This is a genomic window from Amycolatopsis sp. FDAARGOS 1241 (assembly GCF_016889705.1).
GTDB lineage: Bacteria > Actinomycetota > Actinomycetes > Mycobacteriales > Pseudonocardiaceae > Amycolatopsis.
This window is the reverse complement of record NZ_CP069526.1, coordinates 9,340,940-9,367,251: the sequence shown is the minus strand read 5'-3', so window position 1 is coordinate 9,367,251 and position 26,312 is coordinate 9,340,940. Positions and strand designations below refer to the sequence as shown.

Genomic DNA, 26,312 nt, shown 5'->3' with positions numbered 1-26,312 from the left:
CTGCGACACGCCCACAATGCTACTGACCGGGTGACGCCGCCTTCGGTTCACCCGCCATGACCAGGTTGAGCAACCGCTCACCACCGCTTTGGAAGCGCACCGGAACACCCCAGTCCTGCCTCGTGATGCGGCACGCGGGGTGCTCGCCGCCGTCGTCGCAGCTGGCCGCTTGGGCGACGACCAGGAGCACGCCCTCGGTGACGCCTTCGGCGAACCGGATCCGGCGCGTCAGGTCCGTGCCGACGCCCGAGCCGTCCGCGAGCAGCTCCGGGGGCGACGCGCTGATCTCCAGCCGCGTGGACGGGCCGTAGCGCTCGTCGAGCTTCTCCCCCGGCGGCGGCGTGAAGACCACGGCGAAGTCGACGTCGCCGGGCGCGAGCACCGTCGGCGGGCGGCGGACGGCGTTCTTCTCGCCCGCCACGTTCGTGACCTCGGTGGCCAGCGGAGCGAGGCGGTTGCCCGCGGACTCGACGACGAAGAGCTCACCGTCGTGCAGCAGCAGGCCCTGCGGCTCGGCGAGGCCGGTCGCGAGCGTGGTGACTTCGCGGGTGAACGGGTCGTAGCGGCGCACGGCGCCGTTGTAGGTGTCGGCGATCGCGATGCGGTCGCCGGGCAGCACGGCCACGCCCAGTGGGTGCTGCAGCAGCGCCTGGTCGGCCGGGCCGTCGGCGTGCCCGAAGGAGAACAGGTCGGTGCCGATGGCGGTGTGCACCGCGAACGTCTCGCCGTCGGGCTCGATCCAGCGCAGCGCCGAGGTTTCGGCGTCGGCGAGCCACAGCTTGTCGCCGTCGGGGGCGAGGCCGGAGGTTTGCGCGAAGAACGCTTCGCGCACGTCGCCGTCTCTCAGGCCTTCGACGGTAGTGCCCGCGAAGCGGCGGATGTCGCCGGAGACGGGGTCGAAGACGCTGAGCGTGTGGTTGCCTGCCATGGCGACCACGACGCCGCCGGCCGGGTCCCACCACGCGACGTCCCACGGGCTCGTGAGGTCGACGTCCAGGGCGTTGCCGGTGTCGTTACCGTTGCGCCACTGGTTGCCCGTGCCCGCGACCGTGGTGACCTCGCCGGTGTTGAGGTCGAGGCCGCGCAGGCGGTGCCCCGAGGTGTCCGCGACGACGGCGTGGTAGCCGGCGCGCTGCGCGACCGCGTTGGGCAGCAGCGCGATCCCGGCCGGTTCGGTGAAGGTCGCCACGTCGAACGGCCCGTCGTGCGCGCCGCGCTCGCCGCTGCCGAAGCGGCGGATCACGGTCTCGCCGTCGGACGCGAACTCGACCACGGAGTGGTGGCCGGTGTCGGCGACCAGGATGCGGCCCTCGGCGGTGGCGACCGCCTTGCTCGGGAAGCGCAGCTCGGTCTGCTGCTCCTCGACGGCCACGTACGGGCTGCCGCCGCGGCGCAGCGTGCCCTTGGCCGCGTGCTTCTCCACGAGGTCCGCGACGACGCGCCGCAGCGCCTCCCGGTGGCCCTCACCCGCGGCGACGTGCACGACGTAGCCCTCGGGGTCCACGACCGCCAGCGTCGGCCACGCGCGCACGGCGTACTGCGACCACAGCTCCATCTTCGGGTCGCTGACCACCGGGTGATGCACCTCGTAGCGCCGCACGGCCGCCTCGACCGACTCGCGCGTGCCCTCGTGCTGGAACTTCGGCGAGTGCACGCCGATCGTCACGAGGACGTCGCCGAACTCCTCCTCGAGCGGGCGCAGTTCGTCGAGCACGTGCAGGCAGTTGACGCAGCCGCTGGTCCAGAAGTCGAGCAGCACGATGCGCCCGCGCAGCTCCGCCAGCGAAAGCCGGCGGCCGCCCGTGTTCAGCCAGATGTCGCCGTTGAGTTCCGGGGCGCGCACGCGTGCTTGTGGGCGTGCTTGTCGGGAAGTCACGCGAAGAGTGAACTACACGTTGCCGTGACGTGTTCCGTTATCCACGCTCTGAGAGAAGAACCTCACCCCGGCGAGGGAGCCCAGGGGTCAGGCGCCGGGCAACCGTCAAAGCGGCGGAAAAGGGCGCGCGGCGGCGGGTTGGCGGTACGTACGCTCCTTCGCATGTCGCACGTCCAGCAAGTCCTCACGGTGGAGGAGGCCCGCACCCTGCAGGAAAGCCTCGGGGAGCCCCTGCGCCCCGGCTTGTCCGACACCGACCTCGACGACGTCGAAGCCCAGTTCGGCTTCCGGTTTTCCCTCGACCACCGCACGTTCCTCACCGCGGGCGTCCCCGTGGGCGACCGCTGGCCCGACTGGCTCCACGGCAACCCGGACCACCTGCGCAAGCGCCTGGACTGGCCCGTGGACGGGCTCCTGTACGAGGTCGAGCACAACGGCCTGTGGCGCCCGTCGTGGGGCGTCCGGCCGCGGGTGCTGTCCAACGCTCTGGCGTGCGCTCGCCGCGCGTTGGCTTCGGTACCGCAACTGGTGCCCGTCTGCGGACATCGCTACCTGCCGGGCATCGCGGGCACGTCGGGATACCCGGTGCTGTCGGTGTACCGGTCCGACGTGGCGGTCTGCGGGTGGGACCTGCGCGGCTACCTGCGGCACGAGTTCGGGGCGTCACCGTTGGAGGAGGAGCCGGGGGAGGCCCGCGCGGTGGAGTTCTGGTCGGACCTGGTCGAATGAGCTGACCTCACGTCCTTCGACGTTCTCGGCCGCCGTGGCGTCGGCGCCCCTCCTGTGACGCCAGGGCGCCAGAAGACCCTCGTCCGGACGTCGCCGATTCACCAGTTATCCACACCGTCCGCGAGTTGTGGACAACTCGGCCATGCCCCGCCGTTTTCCTGCTTGCCGTCGCCCCTCCCCGATAAAATGGATCTTGGGGGAGCCCCCTGAGGGAGGGCGGGCGTTGCGCGGCCGCGGCGGAGTGGAAGACGACTCACGTTGCGGGCTGCGAGCGTTGCCGGACCCCGGCACGGCGGCGTTGCGGACACGCCGTTTCGGGTGGTCACGTGCCGCTGCCATTCGGACAGCGCGCTCATCGGCACGGCTGAACGTGAACGGCTGGCGTTGCGGACGGCAGGCACCGCGGACGGCGAGCGTTGTGGGCGCGTTGCGGGTGTGACGTGTCCAGGTGCGGCAACAGGCGCACCGGCCCTCGATCGACAGCGCAGGCCACAGCGGCTGTGTGTTCGGGCTGGTACCGATCACAAACGGCGAGCCAGCCGCGAATTCCGGCCATGAATCCGAACCCGGGCTTCCCGGCAGGCGCACAAAGTCGAACTCCAACCCGCCCAGCTGCCAGCCCGACGCCGAACCAGGCCTCGCGGTCACGCACGGGAATCCGCGCCGGCCCGTGCTGCGGCCGAGGAACGTGCCCACGAAATCGACGCCAACCCAGTCAGCCGTCGCAGCAACCCACGCGTCCACGAAATCGACGCCAAGCGATCAACCGTCGCGGCGGACCATGCGGCCGAAGCCCGCCGCGACGGTCGTGGCGAGGATCCAGCCGGAGACGGTGAAGCCGGCGGCGACCCAGTTGTCGACGCCGTGCATGTACCAGCGGGACTTGTTGCCGAAGTCCACGATCGGCACCAGCAGGTCGGCCGTGTAGATCACCGGGTTCCACTGCAGGCCCGTGTCCTGCTGGTTCACCAGGCAGCGCGGCCCGCTGACGGCGTAGCGGCCGGGGTTCTGCACGCAGTCGTCGCTGCCGAGGCCGAACCACAGGCTGCCGAGCACCAGCAGCGTCAGCAGCCAGCCCAGCGCGCGCACCGGGCGGTAGCCGTAGCCGACCATCGAACGTTGCAGGAAGCTCCACAACCGCACGCCCGGGCCGAAGATCTTGAAGCCCTTGGCCAGCGCGTCGTAGCGGAACTCCTGCTTGCGCAACCCGACTGTCGACGCGTGTTCCTCGTTGCCGGCCGCGCGCAGTGTCGCCGCGAGCTGGTCGTACGGGCCGGGTCGGTAGCCGCGCATCGCCTTGCGCAGCAGGGCGATGCGGTGGTCGAGCGCGGCGTCGTCGTCGAGGGCGATGCCGCGTTTCAGTGCGTCGTAGCGGAAGTCGTCGAGCTCGATGCCGTCGCGCGCCGCCCAGAACTCCTCGGTGTCGCCGAGCGTCCCGCAGTGCGCGCGGCGCAGGACGACGCGCCCGGCGGGCGGCGTGCGCAGGCCGAGCAGGAACTCGTCGGCGGTCACGTCGCTCGCGTCGAGCGCGATCCCGTGCGCCGGAAGCGAACCGAGCTGGGCGCCGCCGAACTCGAGCCGCCGCGCGATCTGCGCGCCGTCCAGGTTGACGCCGCCCTCGGCGACGAACGCGCGGTCCTTGTTCTCCGTCAGCACCAGGTCGCGGCCGATGCGCGCGGTCCGGACGTCGAGCGAGAAGCTGGACGTGCTGCGCTGCCCCGGCTCCGTCAGCTTCGTGCCGAACAGGTTCACGCTGCCGCCCACCTCGACGCCCTGCAGGCGCAGCGTGCCCTCCAGCGTCGCGTCGGTGAGCTGGAAGTTGCCGGCGATCTTGGCGCGCCGCGCGGAGAAGACGTCTCGGCCGGGATGCAGGAACATCGAGTTCCACGCGAGGAAGTTGCCACCGATCTGCACGTCCGCCATGCGCAGCTGGCCCACGGGCACGCGCAGGCTGGTGGCCTCGACGTCCCCGCCGATCGTCGACCCGTCCAGGTGCAGCGCGCGGTCGTAGTACGGCGCCGCGCGGCCGCGCACCATCTTGATCTCCGCGCCGGCGAGGCGCAGCGAGCCGCCGATGCGAGCGTTGACCATGCGCAGCGTGCCGAACGCCCGCAGCCCGTCGGACAGCTCCAGGTTGCCGTCCACCTTCAGCCGATCGGCGACGAGCGCCGGCCGCGGGTCGAGGTACGGATCGTTGGACTTCCACGCGTCCACGGCCACCGGACCGTTCTGGTTCACGGCCAGGTGGGCCTCGCGCAGCACGATGTCACTGTCCACAGTGGCGCTCGGCAGGTACACGATCCCCTTGGCGGAGAACCGCTTCCGCTCGGCGGCCGGGCCGTAGTTGTCCACTTCGCACAGCAGGCTCCCGCCGATGTGGAGGCCGTTGCCGTTGAGCGCGAAGCCGTCCGGGTTGTCGAACGTGGCGCCGGAGAAGTTCACGTTGCCGCCCGTGCGCATGCCCGGCACGCGCACCTCGCCGCGCGCCACCATGCGGTACGCGAGCAGCGCGCCGGTGATCACGAGGCGGTCGGCCTGGATCGCCTTGCCGTGGGGGTGCTTGATCGTCGTGCGCGTCAGCACGACCGACCCTTCCACCACGGCGTCGGTCAGGTTGACGGCGGCGTTGGGCATGCCGCGCTCGCGGTCGTCGCCGCGCATGATGGTCGTCTCGGGGATCTCGCTGTCCTCCGGCCCGACCTCCACGACGCTGCGGATCAGCCGCACGTCGTTGCGGCTCCTGAGGTTGCGCGCCTTCAGCCCGGGCAGCCAGCACTTCCGGAAGACCAGGCCGAGGACGTTCGCCTCCCGCACGTCCGGCGGGCTCTCGAACCGACAGCGTTCGAACCGGAACAGGTACCCGATGTCCGCGGCCCTGAGGTCGAACGTCCCGGTGATGTAGGCGTCCTCCACCTGCACGATCGGCGCGTTCGTGGCCTGCCGGCGCCACCGCAGGATCCCGGCCGAGCCGGGCTTGAGCAGATCCGCGGCCTTGACTTCGTACCTCTTGTCGGGCACCCCGGCGAACGGATCCAGCGGCGGCCACGTCGTGTCGGTCGGCACGTGCCCCCTCATTCGCCGCTGCGTTCGGCCCCCAGCGAATCGGAAGGAGGGCCGGGGCGCAATCGTCCTAACGGAGTAGCCCGGATGGCTGTGGTCAGGTGGTTTACCGATTGCTTCCTGGTGATTACAACGTGTATTGGTTGCGGCGTGCGCCTTCGTGCGTCGTTCGGGGTTTTTCAACGCCCGCCGAGCATCGAGCCTCGCCGGGTGATCTTGTGGGAACCGGCCCTGCCGGCATGTCGTCCCTGTTAAGGTCACTTGCTGGAACTGGAGCTGAACAGAGGGTAGGCCGCCGCCGGCGGCCCGTGCGGGGAGGCACGACATGCCAGACGGACAGACGGGTGGACTTCAAGGGGTCCAGAACGAGCTGACAACACCGGGGCAAGCGCCGCCACCGCCTCCGGGTGCACCACCAGTGCCCCTGCCGGCCACCGGACCGGTCACGACGTCGGGGCCTCCGCCGGATTACAAGGCGCTTGGCTCCGGACAAGCCAAGGCGGACTTCGCAGCTGCGGCCAACAACCGCGGATGGGAGTTCGATGCCGCGGCGATGGACAAGGTGATCCAGCAGCTCGAGGACAGCATCAACAGCGATTACACCAGGGCACAGAACATCGGAACCCTGTTCGCCCAGGTGGGTCCACCTGGCAGCGATCAAGTGAGCCAGGATTACATCGATGCTGCGGTTCGCGCGACCACCGTTTACAACCAATACCTCGCAGGCACAGTCCAATACATCAAAGCGTATGTCGAAGCCCTCAAAGAAGTCCGGACCGCGTACGCGAACCATGATCAAACCGCGATCGATGCGCTTCGCGGAACCAGGAAGGTCGACTGAATGCGAACCCGAAGCGTTTTTGCGCTGCTAGTCGTCGGACTTTCGGTGCTGGCCGCCTCGGCGTGCGGTGGATCGACCGGCGGGCAGGCCGCCCAAGCTTCGCAGTCACCATCGCCTACGGAACCGATGCTGGCGCCCAAGGTTTCGCAGCCCATCACGAACACCGCTCGGTACGAGACAGATCCTTGCGCGGCCGCCACTACCGCTGAAATCGAGCAGCTGGGCGGAGCGGTCCAGGGCACGAATGTCTACGACTCTGTACCCGGTAAGACCTGCCAGTGGAACTTTGCCGGCGCCACAGGAAATATCGCCGGGACGTTTGTAACTGGCAACAAGAAGGGTCTGAACAACCTCTACCTCGAGAACAAAGCAGGACACCTGACAACATTCAAACCCGCCCCTCCCGTTGCGGGCTATCCAGCTGTCATCTACAGCCAAGGCGACGAGGCACCGGGCACTTGCGCCATAGCCGTGGGTGTGCGGGACGACCTGACTTACACGGTGATCACTCACCTTTTCGACGGCAACCCCGGAATGTCTGATCCCTGCAAAATGGCCACCCAGATGAGCGCACTCGTCATCAATCGATTGAAGGCGAGCTGACCATGCCGCTTTCGGGTTCGGATATCTACAAGCAACTTCACGACCCAGGCGATACCTCCAGCATGGATGCCGTTGGCCGCGGTTGCGGAGACCTCAAAGCCATCCACGAAGACGTCGCCAACAAGCTGACTGACAGTCAGAAAGCTTTGAACAATTTTTGGAAAGGCCAGGCGGCAGAATCGGGGAAGGCTGGCCTTGCGCCATTGATCACAACCTCGCGCACAGCTGCGGAAAAGATGGACACGATGCGGCAGTCCATCGAGCAGCAGTCGTCGGCTTTCAACACGGTAAAGAACGCCGTCGTGCCCGTCGCCGACTCGAGGCCAGACGACAGCACACTTGAAGACTGGCTATCAATCGGCGCCAGCGACGACGAAAAAGCAGCGGCACAGTTCGACAGCGATACGCAGAAGAACGTCGCCGCGTACAACCAGTATTCCGGCGGCAGCCAGGTGCGGTCCCGGAACCTGCCGATGGACTACCCTGCTGCGCACGACCCCAATGTGTCATCCGGTGGCATCACCCCCGACTCGACTGCTACCGGGACTTCTGGTGGGAACCACGTTTCCGGCAGCAGTGGTCACTCGTCCGGGCACTCCGGTGGATACACGCCTGGACCCTCCACATACTCCGCACCTCCCGGCGCAGCCGGCTACCAAGCACCTCCCCCGCCTGGACACACGCCGGCCGTGAACGCGCCGGTGGTGCCGGCGGCGAATGACACGACGAGTGCCGCGTTTGCGGGCCCGGCGCAGACGCCCGGTGGGCCGGGGTCGCCGTCGTGGCAGGGGGGCGGCGGGGTCAACGGGCCCGGCGGGGGCGGCAGCGGCTTCACGCCGGGGTTCGGACCCGTCGGCGGGTTCGGGCCCGGCGGGGGTGGCGGCTTCGGGTCGGGCGGCGGCAGGTTCGGTGGCGGCTTCGGACCGGGCGGGAGCGGCAGTAGCGGCCGCTTCGGGCCCGGTGGAGGCGGTGCGTCGAGCGGCGGTGCGGCCGGGCTTGGACGCGGCGCGGGCGCCGGGAGCGGCGCTGGTGCGATGGGAGAAGGTGCGGGAGCCGCGCGTCCCGGCGGGATGGGGGCGGCGGGTGCCAAGGGTCAGCCCGGTATGGGTGGCATGGGTGCCGCCGGTGGAAAGGGCGGCAAAGGGCCCGAGGACGAGGAACACCAGCGCAAGATCCTCCTTTCAGAAGAAGACCCGGACTCCATCTTCGGCGGATACGACGGCAACAAGCCGACACCGCCGGTGATCGGGGCGTAGCGAGGCGGCGGTACGGCGTGGGTCGGCACCGGGTCCGCGCCGTCTCGCCACTGGGCCGGATCAGTGACAGTCACGGCCGTATACCGAGCTGGGTGATCTTGTGGGAAGCGCCGTTTGGCGCGTTTGAACCCTGTTAAAGTCACCAGGCGAAGCGGAATCTGAACTGAGGGTAGGCCGCGCTCGGCAATGGAGCGGCCCGTGCGGGGAGGCACGGTGGCGACATCTCACGGAACAGCGGCGCCGAGTCGGCGTTCGCGAAGGGCTTCCGACTGCGCGCCGAAAGGTTCTCTAGAGGGGGAGAAGTAAGTGCTGCGCAAGCCGGTGGAGCTGAGCCTGCAGACCTACGAGGTGTTGCTCGAGCGGCTCAACCTCGGGGACATCCACCCGACGCTCGTGCGGGGCGCGTTGTGGTACTCGCCGGACGAGCGGAAGCAGCTGGCGGCCGAGACGGACGCGGAGCTGAACCAGCGGGGGCTGCTGCGCAGCGGGCGGCTCGACGACGACTTCGTCGAGGTCCTGCAGCTGCTGCAACGCCCCGGCGTCGAGTACTACTCGTGGGTGAAGTCCGACAAGGGCGAACGCACCGTCCGCACCGCGGCGAGTGGGCGAGATGCGGTGAGCGTGGTGGCGGTCAACCAGGTGCTCTACGTCGCGCCGGTGTCCGCGGAGGCGCTGGCGCGGGAGTTCGCGTTGCTGCTGCCCGAGGCGCCACCCGCGCGGATCGCGTCGTTGAACTGCTCTGACGCGGACTTGAACGCCATCAAGAGCGGCGAAATCCCGAGTGCCACGAGCCCGAGCATCCGCGACGCGAAGCAGGTCCTGCAGTGGATCAGGGCGCCGAAGACGTACTTCGGCCGCCTGTACGTCGCGGTGCGGGACGGGCGGGGAAAGCGCTTGCGCAACGAAAATCCGCCCGGGTGGATCGACACCGAGCAGGGCCGGATCCTGTTCGGGGTGGACAAGTCGGGGTGGATCAGCCTGTCCGGGGCGGGGCCGCAGGACATCGTGAACAAGGTTCAGCAGATCGAGAAGGAACTGCGCAGCGGGCGCTGAGAGTAGCTGCCGCATCCGGTTCGTGGTAAGCCGACTGGCGACGCAGTTGGCGTCACGGATGAGCCGACCTACATCGTCTACACGCGGCTGCGAACCGGAAACCGCGTGCTGAACGATGCCTGCAAGATGGCCGGGCAACTCGCCGCCGCAGAGATCAGCCCGTTGAAGATGAGCTGAACAGCAGTGTGGCCGCTTCCCGGGGGAAGCGGCCACACCGTCAAGCGTTCGGGCTCAGGACGCGGGCCAGGAACGCCTTCGTCCGCTCGTGGTGTGGGTTGCCGATGACCTGGTCGGGCGGGCCGGCCTCCACGACGACGCCGCCGTCCATGAAGAGGACCTTGTCGGCGACCTCGCGGGCGAATTGCATTTCATGGGTGACCACGACCATGGTCATGCCGTCTTTCGCCAGTTGGCGCATGACGCCCAGGACGTCGCCGACGAGTTCGGGGTCCAGGGCGGACGTGGGTTCGTCGAAGAGCATCAGCTTGGGCTGCATGGCCAGCGCCCGGGCGATGGCGACGCGTTGTTGCTGGCCGCCGGAGAGTTGCGCCGGGTAGGAGGCCGCTTTGTCAGCCAGGCCAACGCGGTCCAGAAGATCCAGGGCGCGCGTGCGGACGTCGGATTTGCGTTCGCCGCGGACCTGGATCGGGGCTTCCATGACGTTCTCGAGCGCGGTCATGTGGGGGAAGAGGTTGAAGCGCTGGAACACCATGCCGATGTCCTTGCGCTGGAACGCGACCTCTTTCTCCCGCAGCTCGTGGAGTTTGTCGCCCCGTTGCTTGTAACCGACGAGGACGCCGTCCACGTACAACCGCCCGGCGTCGATCTTTTCCAGGTGGTTGATGCAGCGGAGCAGGGTCGACTTGCCGGAGCCGGACGGGCCGATGAGGCACAGCACCTCACGTTCGTGGACCTCGAGGTCGATGCCTTTGAGCACGTCCAGCGAACCGAAGCTCTTGCAGATCTTCTGCGCGGAAACGACCGCGGTCATGTGACGTTGCCTCCGCCCCTGCTGAACAAGCGATTTCGCCACGTCTGCGCCGGGGCGCCGGTTCGTCCTGTGCCGCGGGAGAAGTAGCGCTCGATGAAGAACTGGATGATCGTGAGGATCGACGTCATGATCAAGTACCAGATCACGGCGACGAGCAACAGCGGCACGGTCTTGAAGTTCTGCGCGTAAATCGTCTGCGCCGCCACCGTCAGTTCCGTGTAGCCGATCGCCACGACCAGGGACGTGGTCTTCAGCATGGAAATCGTCTCGTTGCCGGTCGGCGGGATGATCACGCGCATCGCCTGCGGGAGGATGATCCGGCGCAACGTCTTGCCTCGGCTCATGCCCAGTGCCGACGCGGCCTCCAACTGTCCACTGTCAACGGACTGGATGCCGCCGCGCACGATTTCGGCCATGTACGCGGCCTCGTTGAGCCCGAGGCCCAGCAGCGACGCGGTGAACTGGCTGATGAGGGTGTTCGTGTCCCACGAGACGAACTCGGGGCCGAACGGCACCCCGAGCCCGATCCGCGGGTACGCGAACGCCAGGAAGTTCCACACCAGCAGCTGGGTGATCAGCGGCGTGCCGCGGAACAGCCAGATGTAGATCCCGGCCGCGCTCTTCATCAACGGGTTCGGCGACAGCCGCATCACAGCGAGCAGGATGCCGCCGATGATGCCGATGACCATCGAGATCCCGGTGAGGATCAACGTGTTGGTCAGACCTCGCAGGATCCGGTCGTTGAACAGGTAGTCCCAGACGACGGGCCACTGGAAGTTCGGGTTGGTGATCAGGCTGCGAACGACCAGGAACGCCAGGAACAGGATGATCACCCCGGCCACCCAGCGCCCGTAGTGGCGCACCGGGACGGCCTTGATGGGCGTGGTGTCGACCGGCGCCTCCACCTTCGGAGGCGCGTCGAAGTCACTGGACACGAGAACTACGTCCTATCTGCTGCCTCAGGACGCCGGGTTGATCTCCGACGTGGTCACCGCGCCCGCACCGGACAGGCCCCACTTGTCGAGGATCTTCTTGTAGGTGCCGTCGTCGATCAGCGCCTGCACGGCCTGCTGCACGGCCTTCGTGTAGTCGCCGCTGTCCTTCTTGAGCACGATGCCGTAGGGAGCCGTGTCGTAGGGCGCGCCGAGGACCTCGAGCTGCCCGCCGGTCTGCTTCACGGCGTAGTCGATCACCGGGGAGTCGGCCAGCTCGCCCTGCACGCGCTTGGCGGTGAGCGCCAGGTTCACGTCGGTCTGGGCCTGCAGCTGGGTGACGTCGATGGCGGGCTTGCCGGCCTTGGTGCAGTCCTCGGAACGTTTCTGCAGGTCGTCGACCTGCGTGGTGCCCTTCTGCACGCCCATCTTCTTGCCGCAGAGGTCGTCGAGGTTCAGCCCGTCCGGGTTGCCCTTGAGGACGGCCAGCGAGGTGCCGGCCTTGTAGTAGCTGACCATGTCGACGGTCTGGAGCCGCTCGGGGTTGATGCTGAACGAGGACATCGCGAGCTCGTACTTGCCGGCCTGGATGCCGGGGATGATGCCGTCGAACGCGGAGTTCTGGAACTCCATCTTCAGGCCGAGCTTCTGGCCGATCGCGGTGCCGAGGTCGACGTCGAACCCGGTGACCTTGCCGCCCTCGTCCTGGAACTCATTCGGCGGGTAGCTCTGGTCCTGACCGACCAGGATCTTGCCGTCCGCCGTGATCGACGCCGGCACCATCGCCGCGAGCTTGTCGTCCTTGGCGGCCGCCGGGATGTCCGACGAGCCTCCGGGTGCCGCCGCGGAAGGGCTGTTGCCGCTCCCCGCGTCACCGGCGCCACTTCCGCCCGCGCCACAGGCCACGGTCAGGCCGACCAGCGCGAAAGCCGGGAGAAGGGCGAGTGCCTTCATCTGGTGTCCTCGGGCCACTTCGTCACTCCTCGTAGTTCTCAACTGTCGAGAGCACGCATATTGCCACTCGTCAGCGTGTATGCACAGCACCCATACGTTACGGCGCCGTTTCACACTGAGCAGCCGTGACTCCCGGTATCGTCCAGTAAGCTACGAGTGTGTGGTTCATACCACACCACGTCTACAGTGGACGAGGAAAGATCACACCGTGCGGCGGGCGCGGGAAACCACCAACAGCCACAGCAGGTAGCCGCGACGCACCGCCGCAGCGTCACCACCCAGCTCGGGAGATACACGCGCGGGCACCACTGGCCACGGGCAGCGGGCCGACGCCGTTCAGCCGATTTGCTCAAGAGAAGGGCCCCGGCGCCGAACTGCCCCGGGGCCCTTCACGTCAACTGCGCGCGTGCGCGTCCAGCACGTGCGCGACGGCTTCGGTCACCTGCTGCGCGTAGTCCAGGTTCAGCCACTCGTCGGGCACGTGGATGTTCGAGTCCGCGCCGCACGCTCCCGTCACGAGGAACTGCGCCCGCGGGTACTTCTCGCCCAACAGGCCCATGAACGGGATCGACCCGCCCATGCCGGCGGCACGGTGGGGCCGGCCGAAGACCTCGTCGCTGACGCGGCGCAGCGCGGCGGTGAGCCACGGGGCTTCCTCCGGCGCGTTCCAGCCGTTCTCGGCCTGCGCGTCGTCGTGGATGGTCACCGAGGCGCCGTACGGGACGTCGGTCGTCAGCGCCCGCTTGACCGCTTCGAGCGCCGGTGCGGCCTCGGCCGTCGGCGGCAGGCGGAAGCTCAGCGTGAGCGTGGTGCTCTGGCGCAGCACGTTGCCGGCGTCGGCCGGCAGCGGGAAACCGTCCGCGCCGATGATCGACAACGTGGGCCGCCAGTAGTTGTTGAGCAGCAGCTCCAACGCGTCTTCCGACATCGTCCGACCGCCGCTGACCAGCGGGAACGCTGTGCGCAGACCGTCGGGCGCCACTTCGGCGACGGCCTTGATCTCCGCCAGCCGGCTCTCGGGCACCCCGACGTTGAGCTCCGCGAGCTTGATCTCGCCCGTCTCGCCGCTTTCGATGCGCTCCAGCAGCTGCCGCAGCACGCGGAACGAGCTCGCGACCACGCCGCTGGCCAGGCCGGAGTGCTGCGCCGTCGCGAGCAGCTGCACCGTGACGGTCAGGTGCAGCATGCCGCGCAGGCTCGTGGTGAGCCACAGGCGCTCGTAGTCCATGCCGCCCGCGTCGAGGCAGACGACGAGGCCGACCTCGCCGAGGCGTTCGCTGAGGTGCTCGACGTACGCGGGCAGGTCGGGGCTGCCCGACTCCTCACCCGTCTCCAGGAGCACCACGGAGCGCGCGTGCTCACCGCCCCCCGCCCGCACGGCTTCGAGCGCGGCGACGGCCGCGTAGCCGGAGTAGCCGTCGTCGACGGAGCCGCGGCCGTAGAGGCGGCCGTCGCGGATCACGGGCGTCCAGGGGCCCAGCCCCTCGGACCAGCCGCCGACCGGCGGCTGCTTGTCGAGGTGGCCGTACATCAGCACGGTCGGCTTGTCCGCGGCGCCCGCGGTCGCGGGCACGTCGACGAACAGCAGCGGCGAACGGCCCTCGAGCCGCACGACCTCCAGTGTCACGCCCGGCAGGTCCCGCCCAGCGATCCACGTCTTCACGTGCTCGACGGCGGCGTCGAGGTGGCCGCTCGCGGCCCAGTCCGCGTCGAACGCCGGGGACAACGCCGGGATCGCGACGAGACCGGACAGGCTCGGCACGACGTCGTTGATCCACGTCGAGACCACGGTTTCACGTACGGATTTCTGTTCCACGCAGGCCATCCTGCCACGGTGACCGATGTCACGACCGTCGTCGAGCTCGTGAAACCCGACACCCGGCCGCAGCCGGTGGCCCCGCGGTGACGCCTGGTGGGCACCGGTGCGGAATGCCGATCATCGTCCGTCCCATACTCGGGTTTCCAAGCGTTTTGCCTGTTCAGGCGGGTCTTTCTCAGCAACAAATCAGCATCCGCGGCTCACCATCGGCCGAGCCTTCGTGCCAGGATGGCGGCGAGAACCGTCAACGCCGACGGTGGCTTGGTGCCCCGCATCCGGGGCAACAGTCCCCGCCGGTGCAGTCGCTGTGGCCGCCACAAGCGGCCACCGCGGCGCCGACACCGAGGAGAGACAGCGCATGCCGTCCGAACAGTGGACGCACCCCGAACCTGGAGACGGGCCCGCCGCCGTAGCGGCCAAGCCCTCACCCGAGCAGGTGATCGCGGGTTTGCGAGCAACGAGCGAAGGTGGCGCCGAGCTGACTCAGCTGCTCACCCCCGAAGGGCAGCGGGTTCCATCGCCGCAGTTCGACAAGTACGTCGAGGACGTCGACGACGAAGCCCTGCGCAACCTCTACCGCGACATGGTGCTGGTGCGCCGCGCCGACCGCGAGGCCAACGCGATGCAGCGCCAGGGCCAGCTGGGCATCTGGGTGCCGCTGCTGGGCCAGGAGGCCGCGCAGATCGGCTCCGGCCGCGCGCTGAAGCCCACCGACATGGCGTTCCCGAGCTACCGCGAGCACGGTGTCGCGTACACCCGTGGCGTGGACCTGCGTGAGCTGCTCGGCATCTTCCGGTGCACGGACCACGGCGGCTGGGACTTCAAGGAAACCCGCTTCCACCCGTACACGATCGTCATCGGCAACCAGGTCCTCAACGCCACGGGCTACGCCATGGGGCAGAAGTTCGAGGGCAGGGTCGGTGACGACGACGGCGAAGCCACGATTGTCTACTTCGGTGACGGCGCCACCTCGCAGGGCGACGTGCACGAGGGTTTCGTGTGGTCGGCGGTCTACGACGCCCCGCTCGTCTTCTTCTGCCAGAACAACCAGTGGGCCATCTCCGAGCCGACCGAACGCCAGTCGCGCCTGCCGCTGTACCAGCGCGCCCGCGGCTACGGCTTCCCCGGCATCCGCGTCGACGGCAACGACGTGCTCGCCTGCCTCGCGGTCACGCGCTGGGCGCTCGAGGAGTGCCGCCACGGCAACGGTCCCGTGCTGATCGAGGCGTTCACCTACCGGATGGACGCCCACACCACCACCGACGACCCCACCCGCTACCGGCTGTCCGACGAGCTGGAGGAGTGGAAGCTCAAAGACCCGATCGAGCGCGTGCGCGCCTACCTCGCGCGCGGCGGCGGGGCGAACCAGCAGTTCTTCGACGGGGTGCAGGCCGAAGCCGACGAGTTCGCGGCTCAGCTGCGCGAGTACACGTTCAACATGCCGGAGCCGCCGCCCGAGCGGATCTTCGCGAACGTGTATGCAGAGCCTTCTCCCGCGCTCGACGCGGAGCGGGAAGAGTTCCTGTCCTACTTGGACGGTTTCGCGACGGCAGGTGAGCACTGATGACCGACTTGCAGAAGCTCACGATCGGCAAGGCGCTCAACCTCGGCCTGCGCCGCGCGATGGAAGAGGACCCGAAGGTCCTGATCATGGGTGAGGACGTCGGCAAGCTCGGCGGCGTCTTCCGCATCACCGACGGCCTGCAGAAGGACTTCGGTGAGCAGCGCGTGCTCGACACGCCGCTGGCCGAGTCGGGCATCATCGGCACCGCGGTGGGCCTGGCCGTGCGCGGGTTCCGGCCCGTGTGCGAGATCCAGTTCGAGGGCTTCATCTTCCCCGGGTTCGACCAGATCTCGTCGCAGCTGGCGAAGCTGCACTACCGCACGCAGGGCAAGGTCAAGATGCCCGTGGTGATCCGCGTGCCGTTCGGCGGCGGGATCGGCGCCGTGGAGCACCACTCGGAGTCGCCCGAGTCGCTGTTTTCGCACATCGCCGGCCTGAAGGTCGTTTCGGTGTCCAACGCGGCCGACGCGTACTGGGGCATCCAGGAGGCCATCCGTTCCGACGACCCGATCCTCTTCTTCGAGCCCAAGAAGCTGTACCACTCGGGCGCGCTGAAGATGGAGGTCGACACCGACACGTCGCCGGGACCCGTGTTCGGCTCGCGCGTGGTGCGCGAAGGGACCACCGCGACCGTCGTCGCCTACGGTCCGTCGGTGAAGGTGGCGCTCGACGCCGCCGCGGCGGCCGCGGACGAGGGCCGCTCGCTCGAGGTCATCGACCTGCGCACGCTCTCGCCGCTCGACCTCGGGCCTGTTTTCGAGTCGGTGCGCAAGACGGGCCGGCTGATCGCCGTGAGCGAGGCGCCGTCCGAATCGTCGCTGACGTCGGAGATCGCGGCCCGGGTCCAGCAGGAGTGCTTCTACTCGCTGGAGGCCCCCGTCCTGCGCGTGACCGGGTTCGACACGCCGTACCCGCCCGCCAAGCTCGAGGAGCACTACCTCCCCGACCTGGACCGGGTGCTGCACGCCGTCGACCGTTCACTCGCCTGGTAAGGGGGAAGCACGCAGACATGCCCGAGTACAAGCAGTTCCCCCTGTCGGACACGGCGGAGGGGCTGACCGAGGCCGACATCATCGCCTGGCACGTGAAGCCGGGTGACCAGGTCACGGTCAACCAGATCGTCGTCGAGGTCGAGACGGCCAAGGCCGCCGTCGAGCTGCCGATTCCGTGGGCCGGGATGATCACCGAGCTGCACGCGGAGCCGGGGCAGACCGTCGAGGTCGGGGCGCCGTTGCTGACGGTGGACGTGGATCCGGACGGGAAAGCGGCGCCTGCACCTGCCGCCGCGCCGGCTGCGGAAGCGCCGGCCGAGGAGGAGATGAAGCCGCTCGTCGGGTACGGCTCGAAGTCCGTGGTGGCGAAACGGCGGGCGCGCAGGGGTTCGGCACCGTCCACTCCGGAGCCGGCGGTGGCTCCCGTTGCCGCCGCTCCGGCGCCCGTTGTCGAAGAGCCGCGCGGTGGGTACGTGCCGCTGGCCAAACCGCCGGTGCGCAAGCTCGCCAAGGACCTCGGCGTCGACCTGCGCGCGCTCACCGGCACGGCCGGCGGCGGCGTCATCACGCGCGAGGACGTCGAGCGCGCGGCCAACGGCTCGGCACCGGCCGCGGCTGTGTCCACTCCGGACACCGGCTACGACCCCGCGACGCGTGAGCGCCGCGTGCCGATCAAGGGCGTCCGCAAGGCCACCGCGGCCGCGATGGTGCAGAGCGCGTACGCGGCTCCACACGTCACGGAGTTCCTCACCGTCGACGTCACGCCGATGATGGAGCTGCGCGAGAAGCTCAAGGCCTCGCGGGAGTTCAGCGGCGTGAAGCTGACGCCGCTCGCGTTCGCCGCCAAGGCCGTGTGCCTCGCGGCGAAGCGCACGCCGGACGTCAACGCCGTGTGGGACGAGGCGGCGCAGGAGATCGTCTACAAGGACTACGTGCACCTGGGCATCGCCGCCGCGACACCGCGCGGGCTCGTGGTCCCGAAGATCTTCGACGCCGATGCCAAGTCGCTCAAGGAGCTGGCGCTCGCGCTGACCGAGCTGACCGACACCGCGCGCGAGGGCAAGACCAGCCCCGCGGCGATGCTGAACGGCACGTTCACGATCACGAACGTCGGCGTCTTCGGCGTCGACACCGGCACGCCCATCATCAACCCGGGCGAGTCGGCGATCCTGGCGGTCGGCGCCATCCGCGACACGCCCTGGGTCGTGGACGGCGAGATCAAGGTGCGCAAGGTCATGCAGCTGTCGCTGAGCTTCGACCACCGCGTCATCGACGGCCAGCAGGGTTCGGAGTTCCTCGCCGACGTCGGCGCGCTGCTCGGCGACCCGGCGGTCGCCATCACCTACTGAGCCGCCCCGGTTGCGGCCCGATTCGTTCGGGCCGCAACCGGTCTCAGCGGCGTTTCCACCGGTAGAAGATGTTGCCGCGGATCCAGAAGTACCGGCACGTCGCCGCCGCGTTCCCGCTGACCTCCTCGACGTGACGAAGAACGGCCAGACGCCGGTTCGCGCGCCTGACCAGGTCCTTCTCACTCCGCACTCGCTCAGCCATAGGCCTCCCAAGATCAGGAGCCCAAGACTGTCGACAACCTCAGTCAGGTTTGGATCCAGCGGCGGAACAGGCGCCTGAGGATTCCGGGCCGCCGTGGGCCTTCGAGAGGCGGCGGGGTGCGGCGGCGGGCGGTGATCTCGCCGAGGAGCCGGTCGAGTTCCCGCTGGTAGTCCGACAGCAGGGCCTTCACGAGCTCGTCGCGCACGGCGGGGTCGAAGTCCGCGTACTGCGTGAACGCGGCTTCCTTGTACCGCTGCGCCGAGACGAAGAACAGGTCCCGGTCCGAGGGCGTGATGAGTCCTTCGGCGAGCAGTTGCCGCAGGCGCAGCGCCGCCGGCCGTTCGATCATCGTCTGCACGAGTGCCTCCAAGTCCTGCGCCACGTCACCGCCGCCGATCGCGTCGGTCCTGCTCGATCTCCGCCTCCGCGCGCAATTCGGCGACGCTGAGCGCCACGCGCAGGTCCTGCCGCGCAGCCACGGCCTTCCGGTGCGCGGCGGCGGCGAGCTCCACCGCTTTCCCGAGCGGCCCCTCGGCCGCTGACTCGGACCGTCTGACGAGCTCCGACATCGGTTCCCTCCCTAGTTCCGGAAGATCCGGGCCAGCTCGCGCTCCAGCTCCGCGCGCAACGTCGCGTCGAGGAGCGCCTTCACCTGCGGATCCCAGTGCGGGTCCGCCTGCAGCCGCGTGAGGTGGGCGCTGAACCGCGTGGCCGTGACCTCGAACAGCCGAATGCGCGTCTCCGTCCGCTCGCCCTGCAGTTGCACCCGCAGCTCGGACCAGGCCCGGCCCAGCACGAGCACGACGGAGCGCACCAAGGTGAGCGTCGGGAAGCCGAGGGCGTGGCTCACCGCGGTGACCACCACCTCGGCCAGGTCCGCGCTGCCCGACGGAAGATCGCCGTGCGCGCTCTGAATCTCGAACGGCACTTTCCGGCCGCCCGGCACCAACTCGTAATCCGCCACAACTCACCCGTCCGTTTCAGAAGAGCGCGTAACCGATCGCCAGGAGCACGAACGTCGAACCCAGCGCAACCAACGTGATCGCGAAGCCCTGGAGAAAACCGCTCACCACGAATCCGAAGACCACGTCGACGAGGAACAGATCCATCTTGCTGTCGAAGTCACCGCGACGAGCTTTGCGTTGCCTGCTCAGCAAACCCGTGATCGGCACGGCGAGCAGTCGGCGCACCGTCCGACCTGCGCCGGACGCACCCTTCAGCGAATCGAACGCACCGACGAGCAACCATTTCAGCAGAGGGACGACGAGGAACTTCGCGATTCCCAACCCGACCAACAACCACCAGAGCGCGAGCAGGCACTCACCCACCACGGCCAACACGGGCACCAGTTTATTCGCGCGAACCCGCCGATTCTTTCGGCTCGAGGACGAAAAAAGGCTGAGCCCCGATTCATCCTCGGTATGAGTCGCTGCGCACGCGCGTGTTGCGCAGGTACGCGGAAATCTCCTCGGCGACGGTCGAGCGCTGCTCGGCGCCGTACTTGCGCAGGATGTTGCCCACGTGTGTCTTCACCGTCGACAGCCCGATGTGCAGCCGCGCGGCGATCTCGTCGTTGCGCAGGCCCTGGCCCACGAGGTCGGCGACGTCGCGCTCGCGCGGGCTGAGCGAGGCGAAGCGCGCGGCGGCTTCGCGGTAGCCTGCGAACTCGATCTCCGCCGACTCGATCTGCAGCCGTTCGCACTCGCGCACCAGGTCACGGGCCCGCGCACCGAGCTGGTGCCCCTCCGCTTCGAGCGCCGCGGCGAGCTCGGCGGCGGACTCGCGCACGACGGCCACGCGCTCCACGACGAACGCCGACACCGAACGCGACAGCACGCGTTCGGCGGCCGGGCGGTGGCCGTCGTCGAGCCTGGACAGGAACTCGCGATCCGCTTCTTCGGCCGAAAGCACCCGGGCGACGACCTCGGCGAGCCACTCGAGCGCGGCGAGTTCGGTGTCGCCGTAGCTCTCGGGAGTGTAGGTCTGGGCCGAGACGACGCCGATCACCTCGGCGGTGTGGGTGCGGCGCATCGGGACCACGAGGGCGTCGGCGAAGCGGCGATCCCGGTCGCCCCAGGGGATTCCGCGGTTGAGCACGGCGCCGCCGTCTTCGCGGTAGGCGTAGGAGCGGTTGTGCGCGAAGACCCAGCCCGTCGGGCCGTCGGGGTTGAAAGGCCGGATGCCCGGCAGCGCGTACTCGACACCGTCGTACTGGTGGGCGTAGAGCACGTGGCCGGCGTCGCGGAACAGGGCGACGAAGAACGCGTCGAGCCGCAACACGCTGGCGACGACCTCGCGCAGCCGGTCGTACAGCGCGTGGTGCCCCTTGCCGGCCTGCGCGGTCAGGCTTTCGCGCGCCTCGCGCAGCAATCGCGTCGTGCGCTCGTCGAACGTGAAGCCGCGCACCAGCGCTCCTCGGGTCGGCGGACGTGCGTTCCCTGAGTCGACGCCGGATCGCATTGCGTTACCGAGTTGACGGAGTGAGTGCTCACTCCGTAGCGTGGCGCGCGTGGAGACGAGGAAACGAGCGCCGGGGATGGCGCCCGACGACCGGCGCCGGATGATCGTGCGCGCGGTGCTCCCGCTGGTCGTCGAACACGGCCGGGGAGTCACCACCGCGCAGATCGCCCGCGCGGCCGGCATCGGCGAGGGCACCATCTTCCGCGTGTTCCAGGACAAGGACGAGCTGTTCGACGCGTGCGTGGAAGCCGCACTCGACCCGGGGGAGGCGTTGGAGATGATCGGGGAGATCCCGGCTGAACTGCCGTTGGAGAAGCGCCTGCTCGAAGCCGTCGAAGCGTTGACCGCACACCTGCAGCGGATGGGTGCGGTGATGGCCGCGACGCTGAAAGGACGGCTGCGCGCGGAGGAGGCGCGCAATCGCAAGGCGCCGAGCGGCGACAGCCGGCGCGAGTCGTTCGACGCGATGCAGCGCGCCATCCGGGAGCTGTTCGTCCCGGACGCCGACCGGCTGCGGTTGCCCGTGGACAAGGCCGCTTCGTTGTTCCTGACCATGCTGTTCGCGCAGAGCCGGGCGATGCCCGGTTCACCGGAGCCCGCCGAAATGATCGACGTCTTCCTGCACGGCGCGGTGCGCCGGTGATTCCAGGCGGTGTGGACGGTGCCGTGCGGATGTTCGGCAGACGGGGGCGGGGCCGCCCGCCGCAGACCGTGCCGGACAGTGGGCTCACCGGTGCCGTCGACATCCCGGAGGCGCCGCAGCCGGAGCAGCCCAAGGACCTGAAGTCGCGGTTGGGCCGGATGAAGACCTCGGTGGCCGGCACCGTGCGCGGTCTGCCGAAGGTGGCACGGCTGACGTGGGAGGCCAGCCCGACGCTGACGATCCTGCTCGCGCTGGTCACGCTGCTGTCCGGCTTGCTGCCGACGGCGACGGCGTACCTCGCGAAGATCCTGCTCGACTCCGTGGTCGCGGCGATCCAGCACCGCGGCTCGACGGGCGACATCGTGCGGATCACGCTGTTGCAGTTCGGCGTGCTGGCGGCGACGGCGATCAGCAGCGCGATCACGTCGGTCGCGCAGACGCTGCTGCAGGAACGGATGTCGCTGACCATCCGGCACCGCGTGATGGACCATGCGAGCAAGCTGCAGCTGGCCTACTTCGAGGGCTCGACGTCGTACGACATGCTGCGCCAGGCGGCGCAGGAAGCGCCGACGCGGCCGTTGTCGATGATGAACTCGGCACTCGGGCTGGTGCGCACGGCGATCACGTTCGGCAGCATGATCGCGCTGCTGGTGTCGATCAGCCCGCTGCTGGCGCTGGTGGCGCTGCTCGCGCCGATCCCGGCGTTCATCTCGCAGTCGAAGTACGGGTCGCGGGCGTTCTGGCTGACGTTCCTGATGTCGCCGATCAAGCGGCGGATGGACTACCTGTCTTCGCTGGTCACCACCGACACGTACGCGAAGGAGACCAAGCTCTTCGGGCTCGGGCCGTACTTCGTCGACCGGTTCCGGAAGCTCGGCGTGGTGTCGTACGAACGGCAGCGGCGGCTGACGGTGAAGCGCAACGTGAGCTCGACGTCGTGGGGACTCCTGTCGACGCTGGCGGGCTCGGCGATCGCGCTGTACATCGCGTTGCAGGCCGTTGGCGGGCATCTGACACTGGGCGACCTCGCGCTGTACACGGCTGCGGCGACGTCGGTGCAGACGTCGGTGTCGGGGCTGTTCACGGCGTTTTCGGGGATGTACGAGAACAACCTGTACCTGGACACGCTGTACCGGTTCCTCGACACGCAGCCGGAGATCGTGGCCCCCGCGGCTCCGCGGCCTTTTCCGTCCACTGTGGAGGGACACATCCGGTTCGAGTCGGTGAGCTTCACGTACCCGGGCGCCGACGAACCGGCGCTGGACGGCGTGAGCTTCGAGATCCGGCCGGGTGAGACGGTCGCGGTGGTCGGGCGCAACGGGGCCGGCAAGTCGACCCTCTTCAAGCTGCTGTGCCGCCTGTACGACCCGACCGGCGGGCGGATCCTGCTCGACGGCGTGGACATCCGCTCCTACGACCCGGACGAGCTGCGGACGCAGATCAGCGCGATGTTCCAGGACTACGTGACCTACCAGGGCACGGCGGCCGAGAACATCGGCCTGGGTGATCTGCTGCGGTTGGAGGACCGGCCGCACATCGTCGACTCGGCCCGCCGCGCCGGCGCCGACGAACGCATCCAGCGCCTGCCGTCGGGGTACGACTCGCCGCTGGGCCGGTGGTTCGACCAGGGCGTGTCGCTCTCAGGTGGTGAGTGGCAGAAGATCGCACTCGCGCGCGCGTTCCAGCGGGAGGCACCAATCCTGATCCTCGACGAGCCGACCTCGGCGTTGGACGCGCAGGCCGAACACGACCTGTTCGCGCGGCTGCGGTCGCTCGCTTCCGGGCGCACCACGCTGTACATCTCGCACCGCTTCTCGACCGTCCGCCAGGCCGAGCGCATCCTCCTGCTCGACCACGGCAAGGTCGCCGAATACGGCACGCACGAGGAGCTCATGGCCGCCGGGGGCGGGTACGCGGAGCTGTTCACGCTGCAGGCTCGGGCGTACTTGGACTGACGTCCTCGGCGGCGAGGTGCGCCCTGCTTCACCGCTCGCAGCCGCCTGGCGATTCGCTACCTTGGGCACTGTCGTCAGGGGGCTGTGTCGCGATGCTGGTATCCACCCGGGACCTCACCGTCGAGGTCGGTGCTGCTTCGTTGTTCTCCGGTCTGGACCTGGCCGTGGACACCGGCGAGTGTCTCGTCGTCACGGGCGCGAACGGCGCCGGGAAGTCGACGCTGCTGCGGTGCCTGTACCTCTTGCAACGACCGTCGTCCGGCACGGTGTCGGTGTGCGGCGCCGCGCCGGACGAACGCTCGGCCGCGTTCCGGCGACGGGTCTCGGTGGTGCTGGACGATTCGGCGTTGTTCGAGGAGCTCACCGCGCGGCAGCACCTGGACCTGCTGGGGCGCTCGTTCGGAGTCGCCCGTCCGGTGCCTGCCGCGTTGGCCTCGCGGGCGGACGTTCCGGCTGGTGACCCGTCCGCCGGCCGGCGCCGCCGGCTCTTGCTCCACGCCGCGGTCGCCCGCCCGCATTCGGTGCTGTTGCTGGACGAACCGGAACGCGCGCTGGACGCCGAGGGCCTCTCCTGGCTGACGACGCTGGTTGGGCAAAGCCTTTCGGTCGTGGTGGACAGTCACCGCCGGCCGCTCGCTGCCACCGTCGCCGATTACGTGGTCGACCTGTGAAACACCCCGATCTGTGGCTGTGCCTGTTCGTCGTGGCCGGCGTGCTGGGTTCGCCCCTGTACAACACGGAGTTGGTCCGGTCGCAGCTGATCGGCGACGCGCCGGTGGGGCCGCTCGGCAGCGTCGCCGTCCTGTGTGCCGGGCTGGCGCTCGCGTGGCGCGGACACCTCTGGGCCGACCCCGCCATCCTGACCTGGTCCGACTTCGACGGCCGACGCCCGGCGGTGCTGTTGCGCCGGCTGGTTTTCGGGTGGCTCGCGCGGTTCGCGGTGGCGGGGTACTTCTACGTCGTCGCCGGGGTACTCATCGGGTTTCCGCCGGGTGCGGTGGGACCGCTCGCGCTGTATGTCGGGGTTGCTGTGCTGGCGCTGGTCATGGCGCGCCGCCGCCCCGTCCCCGGCGAATCGCTGCTGCCCCTCATCCCGGCCGTCCTCGGTGTCTTCTCGGAGGCTCCACTGTGGATCTTCGCGGTGGCGGCCTTCGTCGCCGCCGTAGTGTTGGCGTGGGCACCACCGCCGGCCGGCACGGCCGGCCGCGCGACGCTCGTCCACCACTTCGGCGAGCGGATGGTGCGCCGCACGTCCACGGCGTTCCTCGATGTCTGGGCCCTGCTCCCCGCCGGCCGTCGCGTGCCGTGGCGGCGGGCGTTCGCCGGGCGGTTCGTCGTGCTGCGGTGCGTCTTGGCCGGGGTTCCGGCCCGCCGCCACGCCTTGGGATTGCCGGTGTTCCTGGGCCTCGCCGTCACCGCCGCGCACGCGACGTTCCCGGCCGTCACATCCGTCTGGCTCCTCGGCCTCGGTGCCTACCTGGGGCTGCTGCCCTTCGCCGCGCCCATCGCCCAGCTCCATCGGGTCCCGGGCCTGCGTCGCTGGCTCGACGCGTCCGAACCCCGCCTTCGTCAGACCGCGGCGCTGGTGCTCACGGTGCTCGCGGCTATCTGGACGTCAGTGGTGTGGCTGCTGGGCGTCCCGGTGACGTTCGGCTCTGTCGTCGCCGTGCTGGTCGCCGGCTACGCCGTGGTCCGCACCGTCACGCGCGGCCCCGTCGACTTCTCCGCCATGAACCTGGTCCTCTACGAAGGCCTCCTCACCCCACGGGCCTGCTGCGCCAACTCGCCCACGGGTTCGACCTGCTCCTCGTCGGCCTGTTTCTCTGCGGTTTCCTCCCGCTGCTCTGGTGAACGCCCCGGACCTGCTCCTCGTCCGCCTCGTCGCTTGTGGTTCCCCTCCCGTCGTGGCTGGATCTGGAACTGGCCGCGCACCCACCGAGCCGCGCTGCCGTCCCGCCTGGGTGCGGAGGCCCCGACGGCACGCCGGTACCTGCTCAGCACCCGTCCCGAGATCGAGGCCTTCTTGCGCTCGGTGTCCCGACCAGGGCGTTCACGGACGCGCGGGGTGCGCTCGTTCACTGCCGGGAGAATTTCGGACACCTCGTTCGTTCACCGGGTATGGCTGTCGCGTTCCTGCTGTACGTCATCGCCGAGCTCGCCGCGATCTGGGCCGTGGGCTCGCTGGTCGGCGTCCTCGGCACAATCGCCCTGCTCCTGGCGGGCGCGTTCGTGGGCTCCTGGCTCGCCCGCCGCGAGGGCGGCAAGGCGATGCGCGCGTTCGTCTCCAAGGCCCAATCCGGCCGCCCCGCGGACAAGGAACTGACCGACGGCATGCTCATCGCCGTCGGCGGCATCCTCATCATGCTGCCCGGCTTCGTCAGCGACCTGCTGGGGTTGTTCGTCCTGCTCCCACCCACGCGCGCCCTGGCCCGCCGCTTCTGGCTCCACCGCGCTGAGAAGCGCGCCATCCGCTACGCGAATGCGCGCCGCGGGCCCGTGATGGTGGTCGACAGCGAGGTCGTGGCGGAGGATCCCCGGCCGACCCAGCACCAGGTGATCGAGGGGCGCATCGTCGAGGGCTGACGGGCTCGGCAGCCACCAGTGCCACAATGGCCGCCGTGGAGCGTCTGAACACCACGTCCGCTGTGCGCGCCCGAATGAGCAGGCAGAAGTCCCGCGACACCGGGATCGAGATCGCCTTGCGCAAGATCCTGCACGCGGCCGGCTTCCGCTACCGCGTGCACCGCCGGCCGGTGAAGGGCGTACGCCGCGAAGCCGACCTCGTATTCGGCCCCGCCCGCGTTGCCGTCTTCGTCGACGGCTGCTTCTGGCACGGCTGCCCCGACCACGCTTCCTGGCCCAAGAACAACGCCGACTTCTGGCGCACCAAGATCGAAACCAACCGCCGCCGCGACGCCGACACCGACACCCGCCTGGCCGACGAAGGCTGGCTCAGCGTGCGGATTTGGGAACACGAAACCGTGGCAGACGCCGCGGCCCGAGTCATCAAAGCGGTTAATGAACGGCGCTGAC

25 protein-coding genes are annotated in these 26,312 nt (G+C 69.1%); 13 read left to right on the top strand and 12 right to left on the bottom strand.

Translation table 11 applies throughout. The features are described 5' to 3' along the window. Positions 1–19: 19 nt before the first annotated feature. Positions 20–1,843, bottom strand: coding sequence for an NHL domain-containing thioredoxin family protein (locus I6J71_RS45405; RefSeq protein ID WP_204092498.1), 1,824 nt, complete (start codon positions 1,841–1,843; stop codon positions 20–22). Positions 1,844–2,038: 195 nt separating this feature from the next. On the opposite strand from I6J71_RS45405, the gene I6J71_RS45400 reads away from it, so the two are divergent. Then, positions 2,039–2,605, top strand: coding sequence for a hypothetical protein (locus tag I6J71_RS45400; protein ID WP_204092497.1), 567 nt, complete (start codon positions 2,039–2,041; stop codon positions 2,603–2,605). 762 nt (positions 2,606–3,367) lie between these two features. Here the strand turns inward: I6J71_RS45400 and I6J71_RS45395 are convergent. Beyond that, on the bottom strand, positions 3,368–5,680 hold the full coding sequence (locus I6J71_RS45395) for an oxidoreductase (RefSeq protein ID WP_239154281.1): 2,313 nt from the start codon (positions 5,678–5,680) through the stop codon (positions 3,368–3,370). A 403-nt stretch (positions 5,681–6,083) separates the two neighbouring features. On the opposite strand from I6J71_RS45395, the gene I6J71_RS45390 reads away from it, so the two are divergent. The 4 genes from I6J71_RS45390 to I6J71_RS45375 all read left to right on the top strand — a co-directional run bounded on the left by I6J71_RS45390 (position 6,084) and on the right by I6J71_RS45375 (position 9,418). Beyond that, positions 6,084–6,506, top strand: a complete 423-nt coding sequence (locus I6J71_RS45390) for a hypothetical protein (RefSeq protein ID WP_239154280.1) — start codon at positions 6,084–6,086, stop codon at positions 6,504–6,506. Continuing rightward, complete coding sequence (locus tag I6J71_RS45385; protein ID WP_204092494.1) at positions 6,507–7,109, top strand: DUF3558 domain-containing protein; 603 nt, start codon at positions 6,507–6,509, stop codon at positions 7,107–7,109. It abuts the gene before it with no gap. 2 nt (positions 7,110–7,111) lie between these two features. Next, on the top strand, positions 7,112–8,365 hold the full coding sequence (locus I6J71_RS45380) for a hypothetical protein (protein ID WP_204092493.1): 1,254 nt from the start codon (positions 7,112–7,114) through the stop codon (positions 8,363–8,365). 306 nt (positions 8,366–8,671) lie between these two features. Beyond that, positions 8,672–9,418, top strand: a complete 747-nt coding sequence (locus I6J71_RS45375) for an ESX secretion-associated protein EspG (protein ID WP_204092492.1) — start codon at positions 8,672–8,674, stop codon at positions 9,416–9,418. A 217-nt stretch (positions 9,419–9,635) separates the two neighbouring features. On the opposite strand, the gene I6J71_RS45370 is transcribed toward I6J71_RS45375, so the two are convergent. The 4 genes from I6J71_RS45370 to I6J71_RS45355 form a co-directional block, all read right to left on the bottom strand. Beyond that, complete coding sequence (locus tag I6J71_RS45370; RefSeq protein WP_204092491.1) at positions 9,636–10,409, bottom strand: amino acid ABC transporter ATP-binding protein; 774 nt, start codon at positions 10,407–10,409, stop codon at positions 9,636–9,638. Further along, positions 10,406–11,344 carry an amino acid ABC transporter permease gene (locus I6J71_RS45365; RefSeq protein WP_204092490.1) on the bottom strand — a complete coding sequence of 313 codons (939 nt, stop codon included), beginning with the start codon at positions 11,342–11,344 and terminating at the stop codon, positions 10,406–10,408. Before I6J71_RS45365 ends, I6J71_RS45370 begins: the two co-directional genes overlap by 4 nt. A gap of 24 nt (positions 11,345–11,368) precedes the next feature. After that, positions 11,369–12,295, bottom strand: coding sequence for an ABC transporter substrate-binding protein (locus I6J71_RS45360; RefSeq protein WP_204092489.1), 927 nt, complete (start codon positions 12,293–12,295; stop codon positions 11,369–11,371). 394 nt (positions 12,296–12,689) lie between these two features. Further along, complete coding sequence (locus I6J71_RS45355; RefSeq protein ID WP_204092488.1) at positions 12,690–14,120, bottom strand: M20/M25/M40 family metallo-hydrolase; 1,431 nt, start codon at positions 14,118–14,120, stop codon at positions 12,690–12,692. A 352-nt stretch (positions 14,121–14,472) separates the two neighbouring features. Here I6J71_RS45355 and pdhA point away from each other — a divergent pair, with 352 nt between their 5' ends. Genes pdhA through I6J71_RS45340 form a run of 3 tightly spaced genes read left to right on the top strand, consistent with a single transcriptional unit; the run spans position 14,473 to position 18,019 of the window. Next, positions 14,473–15,678 carry a pyruvate dehydrogenase (acetyl-transferring) E1 component subunit alpha gene (gene pdhA / locus I6J71_RS45350; RefSeq protein WP_204092487.1) on the top strand — a complete coding sequence of 402 codons (1,206 nt, stop codon included), beginning with the start codon at positions 14,473–14,475 and terminating at the stop codon, positions 15,676–15,678. Further along, positions 15,678–16,670, top strand: a complete 993-nt coding sequence (locus I6J71_RS45345; RefSeq protein WP_204092486.1) for an alpha-ketoacid dehydrogenase subunit beta — start codon at positions 15,678–15,680, stop codon at positions 16,668–16,670. Before pdhA ends, I6J71_RS45345 begins: the two co-directional genes overlap by 1 nt. Before the next feature lie 17 nt (positions 16,671–16,687). Next, the gene (locus I6J71_RS45340) at positions 16,688–18,019 is read left to right on the top strand and encodes a dihydrolipoamide acetyltransferase family protein (RefSeq protein WP_204092485.1); all 1,332 of its coding nucleotides are present in this window, start codon (positions 16,688–16,690) and stop codon (positions 18,017–18,019) included. 43 nt (positions 18,020–18,062) lie between these two features. On the opposite strand, the gene I6J71_RS45335 is transcribed toward I6J71_RS45340, so the two are convergent. The 6 genes from I6J71_RS45335 to I6J71_RS49560 all read right to left on the bottom strand — a co-directional run bounded on the left by I6J71_RS45335 (position 18,063) and on the right by I6J71_RS49560 (position 20,627). Beyond that, entirely contained in the window at positions 18,063–18,209 is a 147-nt protein-coding gene (locus I6J71_RS45335; protein ID WP_204092484.1) for a hypothetical protein, read from the bottom strand. Between the two features lie 55 nt (positions 18,210–18,264). Next, positions 18,265–18,603, bottom strand: coding sequence for a hypothetical protein (locus tag I6J71_RS45330; protein WP_204092483.1), 339 nt, complete (start codon positions 18,601–18,603; stop codon positions 18,265–18,267). A 1-nt stretch (position 18,604) separates the two neighbouring features. Then, positions 18,605–18,790, bottom strand: a complete 186-nt coding sequence (locus I6J71_RS45325; RefSeq protein ID WP_204092482.1) for a hypothetical protein — start codon at positions 18,788–18,790, stop codon at positions 18,605–18,607. Between the two features lie 11 nt (positions 18,791–18,801). Beyond that, positions 18,802–19,149, bottom strand: coding sequence for a hypothetical protein (locus I6J71_RS45320; protein ID WP_204092481.1), 348 nt, complete (start codon positions 19,147–19,149; stop codon positions 18,802–18,804). A 52-nt stretch (positions 19,150–19,201) separates the two neighbouring features. Then, entirely contained in the window at positions 19,202–19,561 is a 360-nt protein-coding gene (locus I6J71_RS45315) for a hypothetical protein (RefSeq protein ID WP_204092480.1), read from the bottom strand. Positions 19,562–19,631: 70 nt separating this feature from the next. After that, positions 19,632–20,627, bottom strand: a complete 996-nt coding sequence (locus I6J71_RS49560; RefSeq protein ID WP_239154279.1) for a LuxR C-terminal-related transcriptional regulator — start codon at positions 20,625–20,627, stop codon at positions 19,632–19,634. A gap of 130 nt (positions 20,628–20,757) precedes the next feature. On the opposite strand from I6J71_RS49560, the gene I6J71_RS45305 reads away from it, so the two are divergent. The 5 genes from I6J71_RS45305 (at position 20,758) to I6J71_RS45285 (ending at position 26,311) form a co-directional block, all read left to right on the top strand. Next, positions 20,758–21,324, top strand: coding sequence for a TetR/AcrR family transcriptional regulator (locus I6J71_RS45305; protein ID WP_204097583.1), 567 nt, complete (start codon positions 20,758–20,760; stop codon positions 21,322–21,324). A gap of 29 nt (positions 21,325–21,353) precedes the next feature. Further along, complete coding sequence (locus I6J71_RS45300; RefSeq protein WP_204092479.1) at positions 21,354–23,279, top strand: ABC transporter ATP-binding protein; 1,926 nt, start codon at positions 21,354–21,356, stop codon at positions 23,277–23,279. A gap of 92 nt (positions 23,280–23,371) precedes the next feature. After that, positions 23,372–23,950: an ATP-binding cassette domain-containing protein gene (locus I6J71_RS45295; RefSeq protein ID WP_204092478.1), complete on the top strand. Its 579-nt coding sequence runs from the start codon at positions 23,372–23,374 to the stop codon at positions 23,948–23,950. A 1,447-nt stretch (positions 23,951–25,397) separates the two neighbouring features. Beyond that, positions 25,398–25,862, top strand: a complete 465-nt coding sequence (locus tag I6J71_RS45290; protein ID WP_204092477.1) for an FxsA family protein — start codon at positions 25,398–25,400, stop codon at positions 25,860–25,862. Positions 25,863–25,888: 26 nt separating this feature from the next. Beyond that, positions 25,889–26,311 carry a very short patch repair endonuclease gene (locus tag I6J71_RS45285; protein WP_239154278.1) on the top strand — a complete coding sequence of 141 codons (423 nt, stop codon included), beginning with the start codon at positions 25,889–25,891 and terminating at the stop codon, positions 26,309–26,311. Position 26,312 lies beyond the last annotated feature (1 nt).

What these genes read in the sequence shown, in the direction of transcription:
- I6J71_RS45345 (WP_204092486.1), top strand. Translation starts at nt 15,678, where the DNA reads ATGACCGACTTGCAGAAGCTCACGATCGGCAAGGCGCTCAACCTCGGC.
- I6J71_RS45305 (WP_204097583.1), top strand. Translation starts at nt 20,758, where the DNA reads ATGGCGCCCGACGACCGGCGCCGGATGATCGTGCGCGCGGTGCTCCCG.
- I6J71_RS45370 (WP_204092491.1), bottom strand. Translation starts at nt 10,409, where the DNA reads ATGACCGCGGTCGTTTCCGCGCAGAAGATCTGCAAGAGCTTCGGTTCG.
- I6J71_RS45300 (WP_204092479.1), top strand. Translation starts at nt 21,354, where the DNA reads ATGTTCGGCAGACGGGGGCGGGGCCGCCCGCCGCAGACCGTGCCGGAC.
- pdhA (WP_204092487.1), top strand. Translation starts at nt 14,473, where the DNA reads ATGCCGTCCGAACAGTGGACGCACCCCGAACCTGGAGACGGGCCCGCC.
- I6J71_RS45395 (WP_239154281.1), bottom strand. Translation starts at nt 5,680, where the DNA reads ATGAGGGGGCACGTGCCGACCGACACGACGTGGCCGCCGCTGGATCCG.
- I6J71_RS45325 (WP_204092482.1), bottom strand. Translation starts at nt 18,790, where the DNA reads ATGTCGGAGCTCGTCAGACGGTCCGAGTCAGCGGCCGAGGGGCCGCTC.
- I6J71_RS45385 (WP_204092494.1), top strand. Translation starts at nt 6,507, where the DNA reads ATGCGAACCCGAAGCGTTTTTGCGCTGCTAGTCGTCGGACTTTCGGTG.
- I6J71_RS45400 (WP_204092497.1), top strand. Translation starts at nt 2,039, where the DNA reads ATGTCGCACGTCCAGCAAGTCCTCACGGTGGAGGAGGCCCGCACCCTG.
- I6J71_RS45360 (WP_204092489.1), bottom strand. Translation starts at nt 12,295, where the DNA reads ATGAAGGCACTCGCCCTTCTCCCGGCTTTCGCGCTGGTCGGCCTGACC.
- I6J71_RS45340 (WP_204092485.1), top strand. Translation starts at nt 16,688, where the DNA reads ATGCCCGAGTACAAGCAGTTCCCCCTGTCGGACACGGCGGAGGGGCTG.
- I6J71_RS45285 (WP_239154278.1), top strand. Translation starts at nt 25,889, where the DNA reads ATGGCCGCCGTGGAGCGTCTGAACACCACGTCCGCTGTGCGCGCCCGA.
- I6J71_RS45380 (WP_204092493.1), top strand. Translation starts at nt 7,112, where the DNA reads ATGCCGCTTTCGGGTTCGGATATCTACAAGCAACTTCACGACCCAGGC.
- I6J71_RS45355 (WP_204092488.1), bottom strand. Translation starts at nt 14,120, where the DNA reads ATGGCCTGCGTGGAACAGAAATCCGTACGTGAAACCGTGGTCTCGACG.
- I6J71_RS45295 (WP_204092478.1), top strand. Translation starts at nt 23,372, where the DNA reads ATGCTGGTATCCACCCGGGACCTCACCGTCGAGGTCGGTGCTGCTTCG.
- I6J71_RS45290 (WP_204092477.1), top strand. Translation starts at nt 25,398, where the DNA reads ATGGCTGTCGCGTTCCTGCTGTACGTCATCGCCGAGCTCGCCGCGATC.